At 74.7% G+C, this 15,070-nt stretch carries 11 protein-coding genes; 1 reads left to right on the plus strand and 10 read right to left on the minus strand.

Going from position 1 to position 15,070, the window contains the following annotated elements; genetic code table 11:
* Nucleotides 1–96: 96 nt before the first annotated feature.
* Nucleotides 97–501, minus strand: coding sequence for a globin (locus ACIP93_RS22845; protein ID WP_345222882.1), 405 nt, complete (start codon nt 499–501; stop codon nt 97–99).
* 87 nt (nt 502–588) lie between these two features.
* Between ACIP93_RS22845 and ACIP93_RS22850 the strand changes: the two genes are divergently transcribed.
* Nucleotides 589–1,572, plus strand: a complete 984-nt coding sequence (locus ACIP93_RS22850) for a methyltransferase domain-containing protein (RefSeq protein WP_401761292.1) — start codon at nt 589–591, stop codon at nt 1,570–1,572.
* A gap of 18 nt (nt 1,573–1,590) precedes the next feature.
* Here the strand turns inward: ACIP93_RS22850 and ACIP93_RS22855 are convergent, their stop codons facing one another.
* From ACIP93_RS22855 to ACIP93_RS22895, 9 genes are all read right to left on the minus strand, one after another.
* The gene (locus ACIP93_RS22855; RefSeq protein ID WP_345222885.1) at nt 1,591–2,529 is read right to left on the minus strand and encodes an FHA domain-containing protein; all 939 of its coding nucleotides are present in this window, start codon (nt 2,527–2,529) and stop codon (nt 1,591–1,593) included.
* A 105-nt stretch (nt 2,530–2,634) separates the two neighbouring features.
* A complete protein-coding gene (locus ACIP93_RS22860) occupies nt 2,635–3,993 on the minus strand; it encodes a VWA domain-containing protein (protein WP_401761294.1) in 1,359 nt (452 codons plus the stop codon).
* Between the two features lie 108 nt (nt 3,994–4,101).
* Nucleotides 4,102–5,556 carry a protein phosphatase 2C domain-containing protein gene (locus ACIP93_RS22865; protein WP_401761296.1) on the minus strand — a complete coding sequence of 485 codons (1,455 nt, stop codon included), beginning with the start codon at nt 5,554–5,556 and terminating at the stop codon, nt 4,102–4,104.
* A 2-nt stretch (nt 5,557–5,558) separates the two neighbouring features.
* On the minus strand, nt 5,559–8,279 hold the full coding sequence (locus tag ACIP93_RS22870; protein ID WP_401761298.1) for a tetratricopeptide repeat protein: 2,721 nt from the start codon (nt 8,277–8,279) through the stop codon (nt 5,559–5,561).
* The gene (locus ACIP93_RS22875; protein ID WP_401761300.1) at nt 8,276–9,667 is read right to left on the minus strand and encodes a hypothetical protein; all 1,392 of its coding nucleotides are present in this window, start codon (nt 9,665–9,667) and stop codon (nt 8,276–8,278) included. Before ACIP93_RS22875 ends, ACIP93_RS22870 begins: the two co-directional genes overlap by 4 nt.
* Nucleotides 9,668–9,739: 72 nt before the next feature.
* Nucleotides 9,740–10,864 carry a glutamate ABC transporter substrate-binding protein gene (locus tag ACIP93_RS22880; protein WP_345222893.1) on the minus strand — a complete coding sequence of 375 codons (1,125 nt, stop codon included), beginning with the start codon at nt 10,862–10,864 and terminating at the stop codon, nt 9,740–9,742.
* Between the two features lie 65 nt (nt 10,865–10,929).
* The gene (locus ACIP93_RS22885; RefSeq protein WP_401761410.1) at nt 10,930–12,354 is read right to left on the minus strand and encodes a hypothetical protein; all 1,425 of its coding nucleotides are present in this window, start codon (nt 12,352–12,354) and stop codon (nt 10,930–10,932) included.
* Nucleotides 12,355–12,810: 456 nt separating this feature from the next.
* Nucleotides 12,811–13,803: an N-acetylglucosamine kinase gene (locus ACIP93_RS22890; protein ID WP_380837058.1), complete on the minus strand. Its 993-nt coding sequence runs from the start codon at nt 13,801–13,803 to the stop codon at nt 12,811–12,813.
* Nucleotides 13,794–15,059 (minus strand): 6-phospho-beta-glucosidase, encoded by a 1,266-nt coding sequence (locus ACIP93_RS22895; RefSeq protein ID WP_401761302.1) that lies wholly within the window; start codon nt 15,057–15,059, stop codon nt 13,794–13,796. The genes ACIP93_RS22890 and ACIP93_RS22895 overlap by 10 nt, the downstream gene beginning before the upstream one ends.
* Between the last annotated feature and the right edge of the window lie 11 nt (nt 15,060–15,070).

Here is a 15,070-nt window from a genome sequence, read left to right on the forward strand (position 1 = left end):
GCCTTGACCTGATCGTGATCGTATTCCGGCGGCGGATCACCGCATGCCGGTCAACGGCGGGCGGATTCGTCCAACTCTGCGGTCACCCGGGGTGGTTCAGCCCTCCGTGTTGACCATGGAGGCGGCGGCGTACGTCATGTAGTTCCACAACTGCCGCTCGTGCTCCGCGGCCAGCCCCAGCTCGTCGACCGCGTCCCGCATGTGCCGCAGCCACGCGTCGTGCGCCGCCCGGTCCACCCGGAACGGCGCGTGCCGCATCCGCAGCCTCGGATGCCCGCGCTCGTCGCTGTACGTGCGGGGGCCGCCCCAGTACTGCATCAGGAACAGCCGGAAGCGCTCCTCGGCCGGACCGAGGTCCTCCTCCGGGTACATCGGCCGCAGCAACGGGTCCTCGGCGACGCCCCGGTAGAAGCGGTGCACCAGGCGACGGAAGGTCTCCTCCCCGCCGACCTGCTCGTAGAAGGTCTGCTCCTGAAGCGTTCCCCGCGGAATCTCGTTCACCTCTCCATCGTCTCAGACGCCCCGGCCGAGGACTCGGGTCCTAGGGCCCTCTCGCCAAGGGGGCGGTGCCCGCGCCACAGTGGGCACATGGGCGCAACAGCGGAGTCCGGCGGCCCCCACCCGTACGCCGACGAGCGGGCCGCCCTCGTCACCGAGATCGCCGCGGCCGGAGCACTGAAGGACCCGGCCTGGCGGGCCGCCTTCACCGACGTGCCCCGGCACCTGTTCGTGCCGTACTGGTTCCGCCCGGGGCCCGGCGGGTACGAACGCCTGTGGTCCGAGGACCCCGACCCGCGCCGCCGGGCCCGCTGGCTGCGCGGCGTCTACGCCGACGTCCCGCTCGCCACCCGGGTGCGCGACGGCGTCCTGCTCTCCTCCAGCAGCCAGCCCTCGCTGATGGCGCGGATGCTGGACGAACTGGAGGTGCGCGACGGCCACCGCGTCCTGGAGATCGGCGCCGGCACCGGCTACAACGCCGCCCTGCTCGCGCACCGCCTCGGCGAGGAGCAGGTCACCTCCGTCGACCTCGACCCGGAGACCGCGGACGCGGCCCGCTCGCACCTGCGCCGGGCCGGCTGGGCGCCGACGGTCGAGACCGGCGACGGCGCCCGGGGCTGCCCGCGGCGCGCCCCCTACGACCGGATCACGGCCACCTGCGCGGTGCCGTCGGTGCCCCCGGACTGGCTCAGCCAGTGCGTGCCGGGCGCGCGGATCCTGGCGCCGCTGTCGACGGGCCTGATCGCGCTGCGGGTGCGCGACGCGGGACACGCGGAGGGGCGCTTCCTGCCCACCCCCGCGTACTTCGTCCCGCTGCGCGGCGGACTCACGGCGCCGGCCCCGCGCTACACGGGAGGCCTGCCGCGCACGGCGCTCGACGACGACCTCTTCCGCTTCCTGCTCTCGCTGAGCACGAACAGCCTCGACCCGCACGAGGCGCTCGCCCTCTGGCACCTGGAGGGCCGCCCGCGGCGCGAGCGCTTCGGGGTCACGGTGACGCCGAGCGGCCAGTGGGCCTGGCTGGACGACGCGGCGGGCCCGTACGCGTGGCCGCTCCTGGGGCCCGGGGGCTGAGCCCCGGGCCCCGGGGCCTCAGCCCCGGTGGATGCGGATCGTCGTCCAGGCGCCGACGTGCACCCGGTCCCCGTCGTTCAGGGGGACGGGCACGTACGGCTGGATCGGGTCCTCGCCGCCGTTGATCGTCGTGCCGTTCGTCGAGTTCTGGTCGACGACCGCCCACGACCCGTCCGGCTGCTCCACCAGCACCGCGTGCTGGTGCGAGACGCCCGGGTCCTCCGGCGGCACCGCGAGGTCCACGTCCGGGGACTCGCCGGTGGAGTGCCGGCGCCGCCCGATGGTGATCTGGTTGCGGCCGCTGAGCTGGATCTGCTGCTCGGGCGAGTACGCGGGCAGGTTGAGGCCGCCCGCCTCCGGGCCGCTGCGCTGCATCATCGCCATGAAGTAGTCGCGGTCCGGGCTCACGGTGGCCGACCACTGCCCGCCGCCCTGCTGGCCCTGCTGCGGATACCCGTAGCCGCCCTGCTGTTGCTGCTGCGACGGCGGCGGCAGCATCCAGTCCTCGTCACCGCCCCCGCCGTGCTGCTGGCCGTGGCCCTGCTGCCCGGGAGGCCCCTGCTGCTGGTACTCCTGCTGGTAGCCGCCCTGCTGGTACGGCTCGGCGGGACGGTTCAGCTGCGAGGGCCGGGACCCCTGGTACTCGTACGGGTCGCGCCCCTGCTGTCCGTACCCCTGCTGCTGCATGTGCTGCTGCGGCGGCTGCGCGTACGTCGCCTGCTGGGTGAGGAAGTTCCACCGGCACTCCTCGCAGTACGGCGCCATCGGCTCGCGCGGCGTGCGGCACTGCGGGCAGAGCTCGGCCTGCGCGGTGGCGTCCGGGCCGTACCCCGGGTCGGGCTGTGGATATCCGTAACCGGGCGGCGGGGGCGGCGGCGCGGCGCCGGCCATGCGATGGCCGCAGACCTCGCACCAGTCGTCGGAACCCGACTGGTGTCCGTTCGGGCAGGTCGGCATGTCGGCGCTTCCCCCTCTCCTCGTCCGGCCCGCAGGCCGTACACAGTCTCGTGAAATCCGTGGATCCCTTGAGACAACTCGTGATCGAAAACGGTTGTACTGGATTTACTTCTTTACTCGGACGGTCTTCGTGGACCGGGTTTCGAGAGTCATCTCGTCCGCTTCCGCGACCTTCGCCTTCAGCCGCACAGTACCCGTCGCCTCGTCGACGACGTCCACCACCTTCGCAAGCAGTTTCGCAGTATCCGCGTTCCCCGAGGCCGCCGCGAGCTGCACCGCCCGTCCCAGTTTGGCCGTGGCACCGTCGAAATCGCCCGATTTCCGGGCATCCAGCCCCTGTTGGATCGCCTGCGCGAGTTCCGCCTGGCCCGTGTAGTGGGCGACCTGCGGATTGATCGAGGTGGAGGCCGCCATGTCGTCCGTCCACACCGCGCGCACCAGCCCCTGCGACAGGGTCGTCGGGGCGCCGCCCGCCGCGTCCGGGAGGATCAGCGAGACCCGCGCGGCCAGCATCTCCTGGCCCACACCGGCCTGCGGCACCGTCACGCACACGTGGTAGTCGCGCGACTCGTCACCCCAGGAACCCGTCGGGTAGTCTCCGGCGCGGGGACCCGCCTCGCTCCTGCGGGAGGTCAGCTCCTCGACCGTCGGGGCGACCTGCTTGACGAACTTGATCTCCACGCCGACCGGGGTCCACAGCCGCAGGTTCACGTCCGCGACCTCCTTGCCCATCGCGTTCTCCATCATCCGCGTGAAGTCTGCGGCGAGCCCCGCCGGGTCCGCGACGATGTCCGCCGTGCCGAGGAGCGCGGAGGCGATGCCGGTGACCTCCTTCACCTCCCAGTCCGTCCCCACCCCGCGGGCGTCGCAGGTGAAACGGCCCGCGACGGCCTCCAGCGCGGCGGCCAGGTCCTGGGGCGACTCGTGCTCGTTGCGGCCGTCGGTCAGCAGGATGCCGTGCCGGATCGGGGCCTGCGAGGTGGCGAGGAGCCGGTCGGCCAGCCGCAGCCAGGTGCCGATCGCGGTGCCGCCGCCCGCGGTGAGCGAGCGCAGCGCCCCCTGGGCCTGGGCGCGGGTGGTCGCGTCGGCCACCGCCAGCCTGCCCTGCCCCGGGTAGACCTCCTTGGCCAGATGGGTGCCGCCGACCACCGCGAAGGCGGTCCCGTCGCGCAGCGCGTCGATCGCCGCGGCCGTGGCGTCCCGGGCGCCGCGCATCTTCGTCGGCGGGTAGTCCATCGAACCGGAACAGTCCACCATGATCACCACGGCCGCCGCGGGGCCGGCTCCGGGTATCGCGGAGGGCACGCCGGACGCACCCGTCAGGGGTGCGCCGCCGCTGGTGCCGCCGCCGGTCGAGGTCACCGTGACGATCGCGTTGACCTCCCGGCCGCCCTCCGGCAGGAACTCGTTCTGGTACACGTCGACGGAGAACTGCGGCACGTTGGACTTGGCGAAATTGGCCATCGAATCGGCTCCTGGTGAGTCCTGCGGAGAGTGCGAACCTGCGGAATCCTGTGGGTGGGGGGCGAGGGGCGGCCGGCCCGGCGACGGGCGTCCGTGGGGGACGCCCGCCTACGCGTAGGCGGAGCCTGCCCCCTGCGACGGCATCGGGAACGGCACGACCGCCACTGTTACGTTGTCGTGGCCCCCGCCGTCGAGCGCGTGCCCGACCAGCACCTGCGCGCTGTGCAGCGGCCGGGTCCCGGCGTCGGGGGGGACCGCCCGCGCCATCTCGTGCGCGGACTCCGCGTAGTTCCACAGCCCGTCCGTGCAGACGACGACCACTCCCGGCCGGTCCGGCTTGAACGAGGCGGTGTGCGGATCGATCTCGTACGCGTCCGCGCCCAGCCAGCCGGTGATCGCGTGCGCCCGGTCGTCGGCGTACGCCTCGGCCTCGCCCATCAGACCCGCCGCCACCATCTGCGCCGCCCACGAGTCGTCCTCGGTGAGCCGGGACGGCGGGGCGGAGCGGTCGTCGGGCACCCAGTACACCCGGCTGTCGCCGATCCAGCCGACGACCAGCAGGCCGCCGGCGACGATCGCGGAGACCAGGGTGCAGGCGGGCGCGTTCTGGTGGCGGTGCGGGTCGTGCTCCATGGGCTGCGCCTGCTGCGCGGCGAGCGTGTTGACGGCCTCGGCGGCCGCCAGGATCGCCTCGTGCAGGGCCTGCTGGGGGTGCGTGCCGCGGGGCAGCGCCGCCCGGAGCGAGGCGTCGGCTGCGGCCGCGGCGGCGGCGGACGCCTCGTCGGGGCGGGTCGCGGAGGACACCCCGTCGCAGACCACGGCGATCGTGGCGGTCGAGCCGTCCGCGAGCGCCGCCTCCGAGACGGCGAACGCGTCCTCGTTGCGGTGGTGGCGCAGCCCCCGGTCGCTGACCGCGGCGACCGTGCCCAGCTCGTACTCCTGGTGGTCGCGCTCGCGGGGCTGGGCGTGGCCGCAGTTCTCGCAGTAGCCGTCGGTGTCGATGCGCCCGGCCCGGCAGGCCACGCACACCTTCTGGGCGGCGGCGGGCGCGGGCAGGGGGTAGTCGTCGCCGGCCGGCCGGTCCGGCTGCTCCACGACGGGCATGTCCGCGGTCTCCTCGCCGCCGTCGTCGTCCGGCACGCCGGAGCCCTGCGGGTGCCCGGAGCTCTGCCCGTGTCCGGGGCCCTGCGGGTCTGCGGCGGCCTGCGGGTGTCCGGGGCCCTGCGGGTCTGCGGCGCCCCGCGGGTGCCCCGGGCCGAAGTCCGGTGCGGAGGCGTCCCGGGTCGGCGGATGCGCGGGCTGCCCGGCGCCCGCGTACGCCCCGGCGGCCGGCTCCGTGCCCGCGGGGCGGTCCGTGCCGCCGCCGTCGGCCCCGCGCCCCGGCGCCGGGGACCCGGGCCCGTACGGTCCCGGGTCGTGGCTCCCGACGGCCACCGTCGGCCGGTCGGCCGGGGGTTCCGGCACGGCCGTCAGGTCGTACCCGCACTCCTCGCAGAACGAGTCGCCCGCTTCCAGCGGCTCCTCGCAGCGGGGGCAGGCCGACAACTGGTGCGTCTGCGACATCATCACACCCAAGTCCGGGGGCGGAGGCGGTTGGCCCGCTCCACCAGGTCGATCCTCTCGTCGCCGCGCTGCGCGAGCCGTGCGAGCACCCGGTACGAGCGTTCCAGCCCGAAACGCAGGCCCCGTTCGTCCAGCGGGCTGCCGAGCAGCGCGGTCTGCACGGGGCGGGCCCCGTGCCCACCGGAGAGTACCCAGTCCAGCGCCGTACCCAGCACCTCGGTGGCCAGCTGTTCCCGCCGCACGGCGTCCAGGCCGAACCCCTGGAGGGCCTCCACCTGCGCCGCCGACGCCAGCAGGTCGTCGATCAACGGCTCGTGCGCGGCGCGCCGCCGCAGCCTCGCCCGGACGGCCGCCACCCGGGCCGCCGTGTAGTGGATCGACGCCTCGGGCACCGACTCCAGCGTCCGCACGGCCCCGGTCCGGTCGCCCGCCGCGAGCTGCACCCGGGCCAGGCCGAAGGCGGCGCTCACGAAGGAGGGGTCCGTCGTCCACACCAGGCGGTAGTACTCGGCGGCGTTGTCCAGTTGGCCCAGCACCTCCGCGCACACCGCGAGCGCCAGCTTCGGCGCGGCCTCGCCGGGGAACGCGTCGTAGACCGCGTCGAAGGACAGGGCGGCCGTCTCGTTGTCGCCGGCCGCGAGGGCGGCGACGCCCCGGTACCAGACCACCCGCCAGTCGTCCGGGTAGGCGGCCTCCAGGTCGGCCAGGGTCTGCGCGGCGGTGGGTACGTCGCCCATCTCCAGGCGGGCCCGCAGCTCGCGCAGCCGCCGCTCCACCGAGTCGCCCGGCGCCTGCTGGAGCGCCGTGAGCAGCTCGGCCGGGGCGGAGGCCATCAGACCCGCCAGGAACCCGGCGTTGGGGTCGTTCGGGTCCACCCGGGGCACCGGCAGGGCCAGCGCGGTGGTGGCGGAGTGCAGGGACACCAGGTATGAGGGCGCGTTCTCCGGCGCGACGGAACCGGCCGCGCCGGCCGCGGCCGGGGCGGCGCCGGGCGGGGCCTGCGGCGCGGGCGGCGCGCCGGGGGCCTGCGGCGGCAGGGGGAGCGCGCCCTGCGTCGGGGCGTACGCGGCGGCCTGCGCCGGGAGCGGCGCGCCCGGCCGGCCGGCCGGGGCGCTCTGCGGGGCGGAGGGGGCGGGCGGCGCGCCCTGCTGCGCCGGGACCGGCGCGGGGGCCCCCTGCCGCCGTGCCGCGCCCCGCCCGGTCCGGCGCGGCGCGGGCAGCGACCGTACGCCCAACTGCGAGACGGAACCCGTCAGTTCCGCGAACAGTCCGGTGTCCGTGACCCGCAGCTCCGGGCCGAACAGCGTGGACAGCGACGGCCGCGGCCTGCCCGTCTGGAGCGCCACGACCTCCCGCAGCACCCCGGTCAACTGGTCGGCCATCTCCGAAGCGGAGGCGAACCGGCGGGCCGGGTCGGGGTCGGTGGCCCGTACGAGCAGGCGGTAGAAGGACTCGTACTGGTGGAAGACCGGAATGTTGTCCGGGTCCGGGAGGCAGTCCACGAAGACGTTCGTGTAGCCCTGGAAGTCGAAGGTGAGGACGGCGAGCGTGCGCGCCACCGTGTACAGGTCCGAGGCGACCGAGGGGCCGAGCTCGGCGACCTCGGGGGCCTGGTAGCCGACCGTGCCGTAGATCGCGGACTCGTCGTCGTCCATGCGGCGCACCGCGCCCATGTCGATCAGCTTGAGCTGGTCCTGCTGCTGGATCGCGTTGTCGACCTTGAAGTCGCAGTAGAGCAGGTTGCGGCTGTGCAGGTGGCCCAGGGCCTCCAGCGCCTCGATGCCGTACGCGCAGGCCTGCTCGACCGGCAGCGGGTCGCGCTTGCCGCCGGCGTCGCGGCGCTCGTTGGCGATCTCCTTGAGCGACTTGCCGCCCACGTACTCCATGACGATGTAGCCGTCGAGGGAGCCGGTGCGGGTGTCCAGGTGCTCCACGAAGTTGTAGATGCGCACGATGTTGGAGTGCTCGATCTCGGCGAGGAAGCGGCGCTCGGAGATCGCGGCGGCCATCGCGTCCTGGTCGCCGGTGTCCAGGAGGCCCTTGAGGACCACCCAGCGGTCCGAGACCGCCTTGTCGACGGCGAGGTAGACCCAGCCCAGGCCGCCGTGCGCCAGGCAGCCCACGACCTCGTACTGGCCGTGCACCACATCACCGGCGTTCAACTTCGGCACGAAGGAGTACGGGTTGCCGCACTTGGTGCAGAAGCCCTCGGTGCGGCCCGTCCTGGCGCCGCGCGAACGGCCCACCGGCGCACCGCACTCCGAGCGCGAGCAGAACCGCTTGCGCTCCGGCACCTCCGGATTGTCCATGATCGCCGTGCGGGGGTCGGGGCGCGGCACCTCGGGCACGCTGACCAGGCCCGCGCCGAGCCGGCTGCGGCCGGAGGCGGCGGTCGACTTCCCCGAGGAGCGCACGGACACCGAGCGGGACGCCGTCGAGCCGGTGAGCGCGCGCGAGAGCCTGCCGGACACCGAGCGGCGGGAGGTCGACGAGCGCGACGAGCGGGACGCCTGCGAGGAGGCGCGCGACCCGGACTGCGCCGAGCCGCTGCCCGAGCCCCGGGACGACGCCCTGCCGCCGCCGGTGACGCCGGTGGCGGTCGGGGCGATCATCCCGTTCGGCGACACCACGGGGGCCAGCCCGCAGGTGTCGCAGTACAGCTCGCCGCCGCCCATGTCCTCGTAGGCGCCCCCGCAGCCGGGGCGCTGGCAGGTCGTACTCATCGGTTTCCCCCGTCGGTGCGGTCGTTGGGCTCGTACGTGGCAGCCGGGGCGGGGCCGGTCGCGGAACGCGCGGCGGGCCCGGCCGGGCCGGGCGCGAGGACGTCCCGCGCCGTCTCCTGGTAGCGCAGCACCGCCTGCTCGGCGACCCGCAGGTCGCAGGGCGCGCTCCACAGCATCCGGCGGGCCGCGTCGTAGCGCTCGACGAGCTGCGGGTCCTCGGCCATGCCGTGCCGGGCCACCTTCGCCCGGTACGCGTCCAGCCTGCCGCGCAGCTCGGCGCGGACCGCCAGCGGGGCGGTCACGGCCGTCAACGACTCGCGGGCGCGCAGCAGTTCGTTCTCGGCGTCCCGCTCCAGCGATTCCAGCAGCGGCGACAGCCGGTGCCACTGGGCGCGCCTGCGGTACTCGGCGGCCGTCGCCAGGAGCTCCTGCAGGGCGGTCGGCGGGCCGCTCACCGCGGGCACCTCGGAGGCGGCGATCTTCGCGAGCACCTCGCCGCGCGCGGACCGCGCCTCGGCGAGGGTGCGGTCCGCCCGCGAGAGCACGTCCCGCAGCCGTACGAGACGCTGCTCGGCGTCCTGCCGTACGGTCAGCACCGCGTCGACCTCCCGGCGCACGTCCTCCAGGGCGCGCGCCGCACGGTCGTAGCGGTCGGTGTCGGGGCGGCCGCCGCCGGGCGCCGAACTGCCGGGCGCGGGGCGCCAGAAGGCCAGCGGGTCCGACACCACCTGGGCGCGCAGCGCCGCCAGCTCCCGGGTGATCGACTCCAGGTCGTCGCCCGCCGGGTGCTCCCCGGGACGCACCCCCACCGAGTGCGCCAGCGAACGCGTGCGGTGCAGCTCGGCCGCCAGCAGGTCTATCCGGGCCGGCAGCGCCGACCACACCGCGTCGGCCGCCACCACCATGTCCAGGGACGCGGCGTACAGCTCGTTCATCCGGGCGACCAGATCGGCGAGCGAGAACTGCTCGGACAGCTTCGCCGGGCCGTTGACCGAGGGCGGGGCGCCGTGCGCGTGCGCGCCGCCGGAGACGGTGACGCCCGTGCCGGTGAGGACGTCGGTCAGCTCCACCAGGTCCTCGCGGCTCGGCCAGCGCCGCCGCGCCCGTACGTCACGGGCGTGGGCGAGCGCCGCCGCGTACGCGTCGAAGTACGTCCACAGCAGTGCGATCGACTGCTCGGCGGACGCCCACCGGTCCTTGGTGACCCCGGTCAGCTCCGCGCCCTCCAGCAGGCGCCGGCCCGCATGGTCCTGGAGGGCGAGCAGTGACGTCTCGATCGCCTCGTGCTCGGCGCCGAGCCGCGCCAGCGCGCGGTCGGCCAGGTCCCGGTCGAACACCGGACCCCGGGCGCTGCCCGCCGGGCCGGGGGACGATCCCGCGACGCCCATCGATCACCTCTCCTGCTTCCGGTGTGCCTGGTGCTGCGTGTGGTGCCGGTACGGCGCTCTCCCGCCCGGGGCTCAGTCGAGGAACTTCGGTTCCGGCGGCCCGGTGAGCCCCTTGAGGTCCTCCGACAGCCACGCGCGGTACGACTCCTGCCACGGCCCCTTGCCGTAGGCGGCCAGCACCTTGTTGATCCGGCGCACCAGGTCGGAGGCCTCCTTGTTCGTCGCGACGGCGTAGAACTCCTCGGTGAACGGCCCGGTGCCCTTGAGCTCGATCGCCGGGTCCTGCGCCGCCTGGCTCGCCGCCAGCGCGTTGTCCGTGACGATCGCGTCGACCTGGCCGAGCTGGAGCCGCACCAGGCAGTCCAACTGGTTGGGGACGAGCAGTTCGGGGGTGTTGAAGAGCGCCCCGTACGACTCCTTCTTCATGGCGTCCAGGGCGGTGGAGCCCCTGGCCGTGCAGACCTTCTTGCCCTTCAGGGAGGCGTCGTGCCCGGTGATCCCGGACTCCTTGGGGGCCAGCACCTGCTGGCCGGCCTGGAAGTAGGCGTGGGAGAACGCGACCTTCCGGATCCGGTCGCAGTTGACCGTCATCGTGCGCACCACGATGTCGATCTTCCCGGCCTCCAGCAGCGGAATGCGCTGGTTGGTGGGTATCGCCCGGTAGATGACGTCGTTCTCATCGCCCAGCACCTCCTTCGCGATGGCCTTGACGATGTCGATGTCGAAGCCTTCGAGCCGGCCGGTGGCCGGATTGCGGTAGCCCCACCGGAAGCTGTTCTGGTCGACGCCCGCGATCAGCTTGCCGCGCGCCTTGATCTTCTCGATCGTCGGGCCGTCCGCCGAGTCCGCGCGCAGGCTCCGCTCGGGATTCTGGCAGTCGGGGGCCTTCGCGGCGGCCGCGGCCGCGGTGCCGTGCGCGGCCGTCACCGTGTCCGGACCGGCCTGCGCGGGCAGCGGCAGCACCGCGGCCCCCGCGGTGAGGGCCACCGCCGCCCCCAGCGCGACGAGCCCGAGCCGCCAGCCACCGCGCAGGGTGCGGGCGGCGGGGTGCGGTGTGCTCTCGCCCGCGTGCGCGGAAGCGGCCCCCGGGCGGGGCGCACCGTCGCCCGCGGGCAGCGCGCGGGCCCCCGCGGGCGGCGAACCGTCGCCGTGCGTACCGGTGTCGTCGGCGCCGGACCCGGCTCCGTGCCTGCTCATCGCACTCCCTGTGGCCGCCGCGTCCTCGTGCGCGCCGTGCGCGTCGCGTCCCCTCATCCCCCTCATCACCTGTACTCCGAAAGCCTGCGCCCGATGCCCAGCAGCGCCGCGGCGGCGGCCAGCACGGCCAGCACGGCCGCCCCGGCCGCCAGCCCGGACAGGGCGCCCCGGCCGTCCTCGGCCGCCTCGGTGAACTCGCGCCGCTCCCACTCCAGGGCCGCCGCCAGCGCCTGGTCGACCTTGCCGAAGGACTGGCCGGTCGAGTCGCTCGCGCCGATCACCTTCTCCAGCGCCGCGTCGTAGTCGCCCTGGTCGTCGGTCGCCCGGGCGTCCTTGTGCTGGGTCTTCCAGACCTTCACGCTCTCCGCGGCCTTCTGCACCGGGCCCTTGCCCCCGTCGTCGTCGGCGAGCTGCCCGGCCCGGGTGAGCTGCTTCTCCAGGTCGGCCATGCCGCTCGTGTAGTCCGCCTCGTACTTGTCGCCGCCGGCCGCGGTGGAGACCGCGCCGCGCGAGACCAGGGTGAGGTTCTCGTTCGCCCGGGCCTGGAGCGAACTGATCCGGGCGTCGCTGAGCACCTTCAGCGACTCCTGCCCGTACGTCCTGGAGTCGTCCAGCCCGGACGAGGCCAGCGCGTGCCCGACCGCGAGCCACAGCAGTACGGCGAGCGAGGCGACGGACGCCCCGAGCAGGCCGTGGTTGAACACCCGGTTGGTACGGCGGTAGTTGCGCAACTGCGCCCAGCCGAGGCCGCCCAGCGCCAGCACGCCGAGCCCCAGCGCCACGAACGGCCAGGCCGTCGCGTCGTCGTAGTCCCGGTAGAGGCGGTCCGTCTCCTCGTCGTACAGCTTCTTCGCGGCGGGCAGCAACTGCGTCGTCATCCGCTCGTTCGCGTACCGCAGGTAGGCGCCGCCCAGCGGCAGGCCCTGGCGGTTGTTGGCGCGGGCGCGCTCGACGAGGCCCGTGTACGTGGGGAGCAGCTGGTTGAGCCGGGCGATCTGCCGGCCCGAGGTGCTCGCGCTGGAGGTGTTGGCCGCGGCCTTCACCAGCAGGCCGGAGGCCTCCGCGATGTCGTCGTTGTACTGCTTGATCACCGACGGCGGTTCCTGCGCGCCCGCGAGGAAACCGCTGGCGGCGGCCGTGTCGGCGGCGGCCAGCGCGCGGTAGATGCTCGCCGCGTCGGCGGACAGCGGCTGGCTGCGCACCACCACGTCGTCGGCGGCGGACTCGCGGTCGGCGACCTGCCAGGCCGTCACCGCCCCGAACGCGATCACCAGCGCGGCCAGCGCGGCCCCGATGATCCGCAGCCGGCCGGGCTCGGTCGTCGCGGCGGCGCGCAGCTTCTCCACGCCCTCGGACCAGGCGGTGCGGCGGGCGGGCGGCGGGTGGTGCGGCGGCAGCGGCCCGGACGGGCCGGAGGCGGCCGCTCCGGGTGCCGGCGGTCCGGACGCGGGCGCGCCGGGTGCGGGCGCCCCGGGCGCGGTCGGCGTCACAGCCACGGCGGTCCCCCCTGGGCCGCCCGTCGGCGGGTGTGCCACGAGACCTCCCCCTCGGTCGTGGACGGCTGGCCCGCCCTCCGGCAGGCCCCCTCGACATGAATACGTCGCAGAGATCCGTTTGGTTCCCGTACCGAACCCGGGAGGGGGTCCGTTCGTTGCCCAATTCGCGCCAGGGACATGCCACTTCACGCCTGATCCTATGCGCCGATCCGCCCCCGGACCATGCCCCCTGCCCCCTTGGGCCTCGCAGCCTCTCCAGCCCCTCGGGCAGCGGGGTCCCCGGGAGCGAGGGGGGTGCCCCCTGTTCGAGCGAGGCCGAGAGCTCGGGGGAGGGCGGGCAAGGGGGCGGTCCTCCCGCTTCCGGCCCACCCGGGTGCCGCTCCTCGCGTGAGCGCCTGTGCCGGACGCCCGTCCAGGAAGCCCCGGCCCGTCCCCGTACCCCCGTACCCCCTATGCGAAGTGCTCCCGCACCACCCGCCGCACACCGCCCCCCGCCCCCACGGCGTCCAGCCCCAGCAGCGCGGCCCCCAGCACCGGCGCCGCCGTCACCACCCGCACCTCAGCCTTCGGCGCCCGCTCCGCCAGCAGGGCGCGGATCCGCGTGTCCAGCTCCGGATGCCGCGCCGCCAGCACACTCCCGCCGAGCAGCACCGGCGCCTCGTCCTCCAGGAGGCCGAGCCGTTCCAGCGCCACGGACGCCATCGCGACCACCTCGTCCCCGAGCCGGTGCACCAGCCCGCGCGCCACCGCGTCCCCCGCGGCGCTCACCGCGAACACCAGCGGCGCCGCCTCGTGCAGCCGCACCGCCGGGATGCGCCCCAGGTGCAGCGCCTCCACCAGGGCGTACATCGACTCCACCCCGTAGTGCGCGGGCAGCACGGTCGCCAGGGCCGTCGGCTCGCCCCGCCCGTCCTCCGCCCGCGACGCGGACCACATCGCCTCGTCGGCGAGACCCCCGCCGCCGCCCCAGTCCCCGGAGATCTTCCCGATCGCCGGGAAGCGGGCCGTGCGCCCGTCGGGCAGCATGCCGACGCAGTTGATGCCCGCCCCGCACACCACCGCCACACCGCGCGGCTCGTCCACCCCGGCGCGCAGGATCGCGAAGGTGTCGTTGTACACCTCCGTCGTGCGCCCCCAGCCGCGCGCCTGCACCGCCGTCGCCAACTCCCGCTCCTCCACCGGGAGGTCCGCGTTGGCCAGGCACGCCGAGACGTGGTCCACGCCCGGCACGCCGGCCGTCGACAGCGCCTGCGCGACCGCCCCCGCGAGCACGTCGACCGCCACCTGGACCCCCACCAGGGGCGGCTGGAAACCGCCGCCCCTGCCGGTGCCCAGGACCCGGCCGTCCGCGCCGATCACGGCGACGTCGGTCTTGCTGTTGCCCGCGTCGATCGCGAGGACGCTGCCGTCCTCGAACCGGTGCGGGGGAGTGCTCACGCCCACGCCAGGTGCTCCCTGTTGTGCGCGATCAGTCTGTCCGTGAGCGCCTCCGCGTACTCGATCTGCCCCACCAGGGGGTGCGCGAGCAGTGCCTTGAAGACCCGCTCGCGGCCGCCGTGCAGCGCGGCCTGCAGGGCGAGGTCCTCGTACGCCGTGACGTGCGCGACGAGCCCCGCGTACATCGGGTCCAGCGGCGGCGTCCGGAGCGGCGTCGCCCCGCCCGCGCCGATCCGCGCCTGCGTCTCGATCACCGCGTCGTCGGGGAGGAAGGGCAGGGTGCCGTTGTTGTACGTGTTGACCACCTGCACCGGTGATCCGCCGCCGCCCAGCAGCCCGGACGCGAGGTCCACGGCCGCCTCCGAGTAGAAGGCGCCGCCGCGCCCGGCCAGCAGCTCCGGCTTCTCGTCGAGCGTGGGGTCGCCGTACAGCGCCAGCAGCTCCCGCTCCATCGCGGCCACCTCCGCCGCCCGCGAGGGCTTCGTGCCCAGCTCCCGTACGACCTCGTCGTGCTGGTAGAAGTAGCGCAGGTAGTACGAGGGGACGACGCCCAGGCGGTCGACGACCGTGCGCGGCATGCGCAGGTCGGCGGCGATGGCGTCGCCGTGCTCGGCGATCAGCTTCGGCAGCAGGTTCTCGCCGTCCGGGCCGCCCAGCCGTACCCCCAGCTCCCAGGTGAGGTGGTTGAGGCCCACGTGGTCGAGGTGGATCTCGGCGGGGGTGACGTCGAGCAGCGCGGCGAACTTCCGCTGGAAGCCGATCGCCACGTTGCACAGGCCGACCGCCTTGTGCCCGGCGTTCAGCAGGGCGCGGGTGACGATGCCGACGGGGTTGGTGAAGTCGATGATCCAGGCGTCCGGGTTCCGGCGGCGCACCCGCTCGGCGATGTCCAGGACGACCGGGACCGTGCGCAGCGCCTTCGCGAGGCCGCCGGCGCCGGTCGTCTCCTGGCCGACGCAGCCGCACTCCAGCGGCCACGTCTCGTCCTTCTCGCGGGCCGCCTGGCCGCCCACCCGGAGCTGGAGCAGCACCGCGTCGGCGTCCGCGACGCCCGCGTCCAGGTCGGAGGTGGTGGTGATGGTGCCCGGGTGGCCCTGCTTGGCGAAGATCCGGCGGGCCAGCCCCCCCACCAGGTCCAGGCGGTCGGCCGCCGGGTCGATCAGGACCAGCTCGGAGATCGGGAGCGTGTCCCGCAGCCGGGCGAAACCGTCGATCAACTCGGGGGTGTAGGTGGAGCCTCCACCGACTACTGCGAGCTTCATGAGTGTGATGA

Source organism: Streptomyces sp. NPDC088745 (assembly GCF_044751045.1).
GTDB classification, from domain to species: Bacteria; Actinomycetota; Actinomycetes; order Streptomycetales; family Streptomycetaceae; genus Streptomyces; species Streptomyces cremeus.